The following is a 4,965-nucleotide window of genomic DNA, read 5'->3' as shown; positions in this document are numbered from 1 at the left end:
GAGGGTATATTTGCCCTCTTTTTTGATGCAGCTATAAGTATATTAGAAATAATCTACAGTTTGTATATATTCCTTAAAAATTGGACGGAGAGTCTGTACCCATCCGTAAAGGGTACGCTGCGGTCTATTCAGAATAGCAGCTGCTTCTTTTAAGGTAAATTCATTCCCTAAAAGATTGATTAATTCAACATATCTGTTATACTGAGGATAGTTCTTTTGAATGTAGCTGATCCATCCGGTGAGTAGTTCCTGATAGTGGTCAGTATAGTTGATGTCACGTGTGGACACTGGCTCGTAGGAATCAGTGTTTCCGTCTTTATCTGTGACGGATAATGTTGAAAAGCAGGTTTTTCCTTTCAGAAGATTGAACTTATTGTTGTATGGACAGGCAGTACAGCTGTTAGATAAGGTTTTGGGCTGACCATTGTCCGGAGTGTATGTGGGGTTGGGGATTCTGATGGGGCAGAATCTTGCTTTTCCGTTTTGACCGCTGACGATACAGCGGTTTTCTATTCTGTAATGATGCTCCTGCATCCATTGTTCTCGTTTGAAAACATCATAGGCATTTTTATTGACTTCCAGTTTGAGTGCGGGAACCATTTTGCCTTCTATGCACAGCTTAGAGAGCATGGTGCCGGATCTGTCCTGATTAGAACAGGACTGAAATTGGCGGATGCCTTCTTCATCTGTTTCAAAGAGTACAAAATATTTCTTTTCGTCTGCTGTTTCCGGGGATTTTTTTGCCATAGGGGACTCCTTTCGTGACGATTGCCGAAAGGGGGATGCACATGGCGGTGCCGGATCTCGGATAGCAGAGGCGAAAAAAGCGCACAAAGAAAGAGGGCAGGCACAGGAATTTCTGACGGGTCTGTAAGGACAGATCAGAAAATATGTGCATCCTCCTGCTTTTGCGCGCTTGGATCAAAGCAATCAGATTTATTTGTTGTAGAGAGTATTGAGTTTATTTAGTTGCAGTTCAACGTTTACGGCAGTTTATTTAGTTTTGCCGTGTTAATTCTTACGTGGGAGAAGGTATTTGGATGGGGAATGAAGTTGCATTACATCTTTCAGGCGGTGTGTTTTTTAACCTGATGCTGGCGGCGAGAAAGAAGCCTGTGGCAAATCAGAATCAGTGCCTGAAAGAATTGCTGTACATTTATGACAGGTCTGCAAAAGAGATGGCTGGAAACAGTCTGGTGACGATTGCGTCAAGGTTCCGGAACTGTGATCCGGATCTGCACAGCGATTACATACGTTTTGGGGATCCTGTGGTTGTTGAAGAATTTAATGGGAGAATGCGAGAGAATTATGCTTCCGTTGTTGGGGAAGTGAAGAATTACGCGGATCAGTATCTGGATTTGGAAGTGAATGGAAAGTGGCTGGTCCGGGCATTGATGGAACTGGTTGAGAAAGACAATCTGATTCAGGATAATGCAAAGTTTATGGCGATTCCGGGAGGGCTTCCGGCTTATAAGCAGGAGTTTCCGGAAATGCATGTGGTTTATATTTATAATTTCCTTCTGAGTGTATGGCATTATATCTGCTGTACCCATGGAATGACTGAAAATGGGCAGGAGACATATTTTGCCCTATCTGATTTTGCAGGGGAGAGCAGACCGAGAAAGTTTGACCGCAGCAGGATTGGTTTTGAGAGTCATGAGGATGTGACGGTATCTTATGATATGGAGATAAAGCCAGTTAAGGTGAAGCCGGCTAGTGCGAGAGAAATGTATGCACACATGCTTATGGGTGAGAAGAAGATGAATGATGAAATATCATCATATATTTTTGAATCGGTGAATAAGACTAAGTCGGAAGAAGCAAAGAATATTTATTCTTTTGTAGTAGAACATTCCCCCGTTTTTGACAGAGAGGCAGCATCAAACAGGTACCGGACATATTTGAACAGGGCTCGTGAAAAGCACAGTAAAAAGAAAACGTTTCTGTATGAGATGCAGAGGGATTTTTATGGTTTCTTTGTCTGTAATGATGTGAAACGGCGTGAGACTGTGTACAGGGGCGAGCACAGGAACGACAAAAAAGATGACAGGGTGATTAAGAATGCCTGTATAGATTCCTTTGAAGAAGAACGCCGGTTTATTGTATTATCTGGGACTGGCGGTATGGGTAAATCCATGATGATGACGCACTTTATGCTGGACACGATTGATAAGAATAAAGAGACAGGAAAAGTTCCGGTGTTTGTTCTGCTGAGGGATTATAATCCGGCAGCAGGAGATTTGATTGATTTTATTTTCGGGGAACTGAAACGGCATGATGTGGAACTGCATCTGTCGGATCTGGTGGAACTGCTTCAGAGTGGCAAGGGTGTTATCCTGTTTGACGGGCTGGATGAGATTAAGAGTGAGAACTGCAGACGGTTCTATAAGGAAATGGAGAATCTGGCAGACAGTTATCCGGAAGCTTCTTATATTGTTTCATCAAGACCGACTATGAACTTCCGGGGACTGAGCCGCTTTACTGTGTATGACCTGCAGCCTTTCAGTCAGGAACAGGCAGTGGAGATGGTTGGAAAGCTGGATCAAAGTGTTGTGGATCCGATAATTCAGAAAGACTTTATTATGGATCTGAGAAACAACCGGTTTGGATTTGACTGGAGAGAGAGGAAGGATTTTCTGGGGAATCCGCTGTTTCTGACAATTCTTCTTCTGGCTTATGAGGGAAATCATGATATCCCGACAGAGCGGTACCTGTTTTATGAGCAGGCTTATGATGCGATGGCAAAGAAACATGATGCGGCAAAAGCGCTGACCAGAGAATTTGCCACTGGCCTGAACAGTAGGGAATTTCAGAATTATTTTGGCGAGTTCTGCACGATTACGTATGAGCAGGAGAAGTATGACTTTACGCCGGAAGAGATCAGTTCGTATTTTCAGGAAGTGATTGAGGCGAATGAACTGGATACCACGCCGGAAGCATTTATTGAAGATGTGACTGGGAAGATATGCCTGATCTATAAGGATGGCGGGAAATATTATTTTATACATAGGTCTTTTCAGGAGTATTTTGTGGCGTATTTCTTTTCAAGGCAGCTGGAGCAGAGGTATGGTGCTGTGCTGGATATTTTTCAGAGAAGGGATTCCGCTGATCATGACAGTGTGGTTCTGCCAATGCTGTTCGATATGGAGCAGAATAAAACAGAACTGTGTATTATTATTCCATTTTTGGAACAGATATTTAAGGATGAGAATGATGATGAAGCATATGAACATTTTTTGGAGTATTTTTATCCCATCATCTGTTATGAACAGGGTGATGTGACTGAATTTTCAATGGGAACGTCGGAATTTTCTATTTATGAGTTTATTGCCGATAAATACAACTTCAAGGAAATGATTGACGGGGATGAACTGCCGGAAATGGATTACTGGGTGGACAGGGAATATGTTTATTACGACAGGAACTGGGACAAGGATACAGATGATATTGGTACACAGTTGATTGCCAGGATAGATCTTCCGGAGGGATATGAAAGAAGCTATATGGAATGGACTGGTGAAGAAATGGAAGTTGTGGGAAAAAGCTATGAGATCCGTGTGGTGGATGTTTACCGCCGTTCGATATATGAAGATACGCTGGAAATGCTGACAAATGATACATTTCCGCTTAAGAAGGAGTTTTATTCTGCAAAAGAATTGTATATGAAGCTGAAAGACAAATATAAAAAGAAAAAGGATCGGAAAAGTTTCAGATCTAGATTTCATTAAATGAAAGATCGTCAGAACAGTGATTATCATTGCTTCTGACGGTCTTTTAAAGTGAAGTATAGATACAAATGTTACTGATAATCCGTTGTCTTATTTGCAGTTAACGAGTATCCTAGTAGTTATACTAAGGAGGAACCATATGGAAACAGAATACCTTAAAAAATTTGGCAGAAGAGTTCGTGAGCTTCGACAAGAAACAGGATTAAGTCAGGAAAAATTTGCACTTAAGATAGGGATGGACAGAACGTATTTTGCTTCCGTAGAAACTGGTAAGCGTAATGTGTCTTTAATGAATATAAAGAAAATTGCAGACGGATTATCAGTATCAATGGCAACTCTATTTGAAAATGTGGAAGATTAAGGAGGAGTTGTCATGAATGCAGAATATCGAGGGCTGATAGCTAATGAGTTTCGGAATTGTGTGCAAGGTACAATTGATCGTATTACCAGAAATGAGCAAACGTATCGCCCATTTCATACAGCACTGCTCTCAGAAGATGTTATTTTCTGGAGTGCATTTGAACGTTCATTTAGCACATCTTTTGGGCAAAGAGTAATTGAAGAGTTGGCCAGATTAGTGGCACTTGCAAATGGCGCAGATGATGCTGCAAAGCAGAGAGAAACTTATATTAAAATTGATGAAGCAGTGAACAATGCGATTCATAATCACATACAAGAGTTGAGAGATAATGTCTGCCAGGAGCGTGATTGGGACACAACGGTGCAAAAAATAAGTGCTATTCCGAACACGGGGAAAACACGCACAATAAGGGTGATATCTGATTTATGGTGGCATAAAAATGGACAAGATAATTTTATTAGTCTTAAGACTGTAAAACCAAATATTGATCAGACCGCTGTTGCAAAAGAAGATTGCTTACACTTGGCATTTGGTGTTAAAAATTGCAATGTATATTTTGGCCTTCCTTATAATCCGTTTGGAGAAAAACGTGAACTGTATAATTTTCATCCACCGATGGGAATATTTGATTTTCGACATGATCCGGTTGTTTTGATTGGACGGGATATGTGGGATACAATCGGAGGAGTGGGTTGCTATGACGAATTACTTGAAATTGCATCTCAGGTTGGAAAAGAAACTAGGGAAAGTATTCGTGGATTGAGATAATAAGGAAAAAGCATGGGAAAAGAAGCTAAAGGACAAAGATGGATTGATAAGGTAGACGAATCAGAATTAAATAAATCTTATGCAGAAATCAAAAAAGATATTAATTCT

General features: G+C 40.9%; 4 protein-coding genes. 3 read left to right on the top strand and 1 reads right to left on the bottom strand.

Annotated features, from left to right (window positions below):
• Positions 1-42 precede the first annotated feature (42 nt).
• Positions 43-747: a hypothetical protein gene (locus RDS42_RS12560; protein ID WP_308783959.1), complete on the bottom strand. Its 705-nt coding sequence runs from the start codon at positions 745-747 to the stop codon at positions 43-45.
• Between the two features lie 293 nt (positions 748-1,040).
• Between RDS42_RS12560 and RDS42_RS12555 the strand changes: the two genes are divergently transcribed.
• The 3 genes from RDS42_RS12555 (at position 1,041) to RDS42_RS12545 (ending at position 4,857) form a co-directional block, all read left to right on the top strand.
• Positions 1,041-3,728 (top strand): NACHT domain-containing protein, encoded by a 2,688-nt coding sequence (locus RDS42_RS12555; RefSeq protein WP_308783958.1) that lies wholly within the window; start codon positions 1,041-1,043, stop codon positions 3,726-3,728.
• A gap of 139 nt (positions 3,729-3,867) precedes the next feature.
• On the top strand, positions 3,868-4,089 hold the full coding sequence (locus RDS42_RS12550) for a helix-turn-helix transcriptional regulator (RefSeq protein ID WP_308783957.1): 222 nt from the start codon (positions 3,868-3,870) through the stop codon (positions 4,087-4,089).
• A 12-nt stretch (positions 4,090-4,101) separates the two neighbouring features.
• On the top strand, positions 4,102-4,857 hold the full coding sequence (locus tag RDS42_RS12545) for a TdeIII family type II restriction endonuclease (protein WP_308783956.1): 756 nt from the start codon (positions 4,102-4,104) through the stop codon (positions 4,855-4,857).
• Positions 4,858-4,965 lie beyond the last annotated feature (108 nt).

The organism is uncultured Blautia sp., assembly GCF_902497045.1.
Classification (GTDB): Bacteria; Bacillota; Clostridia; order Lachnospirales; family Lachnospiraceae; genus Blautia_A.
Note: the sequence above shows the minus strand (reverse complement) of the source record. Positions and strands in the feature narration are given on the sequence as shown.

Coding starts and splice junctions, on each gene's coding strand:
- RDS42_RS12560 (WP_308783959.1), bottom strand. CDS start 747: ATGGCAAAAAAATCCCCGGAAACAGCAGACGAAAAGAAATATTTTGTA.
- RDS42_RS12555 (WP_308783958.1), top strand. CDS start 1,041: ATGGGGAATGAAGTTGCATTACATCTTTCAGGCGGTGTGTTTTTTAAC.
- RDS42_RS12550 (WP_308783957.1), top strand. CDS start 3,868: ATGGAAACAGAATACCTTAAAAAATTTGGCAGAAGAGTTCGTGAGCTT.
- RDS42_RS12545 (WP_308783956.1), top strand. CDS start 4,102: ATGAATGCAGAATATCGAGGGCTGATAGCTAATGAGTTTCGGAATTGT.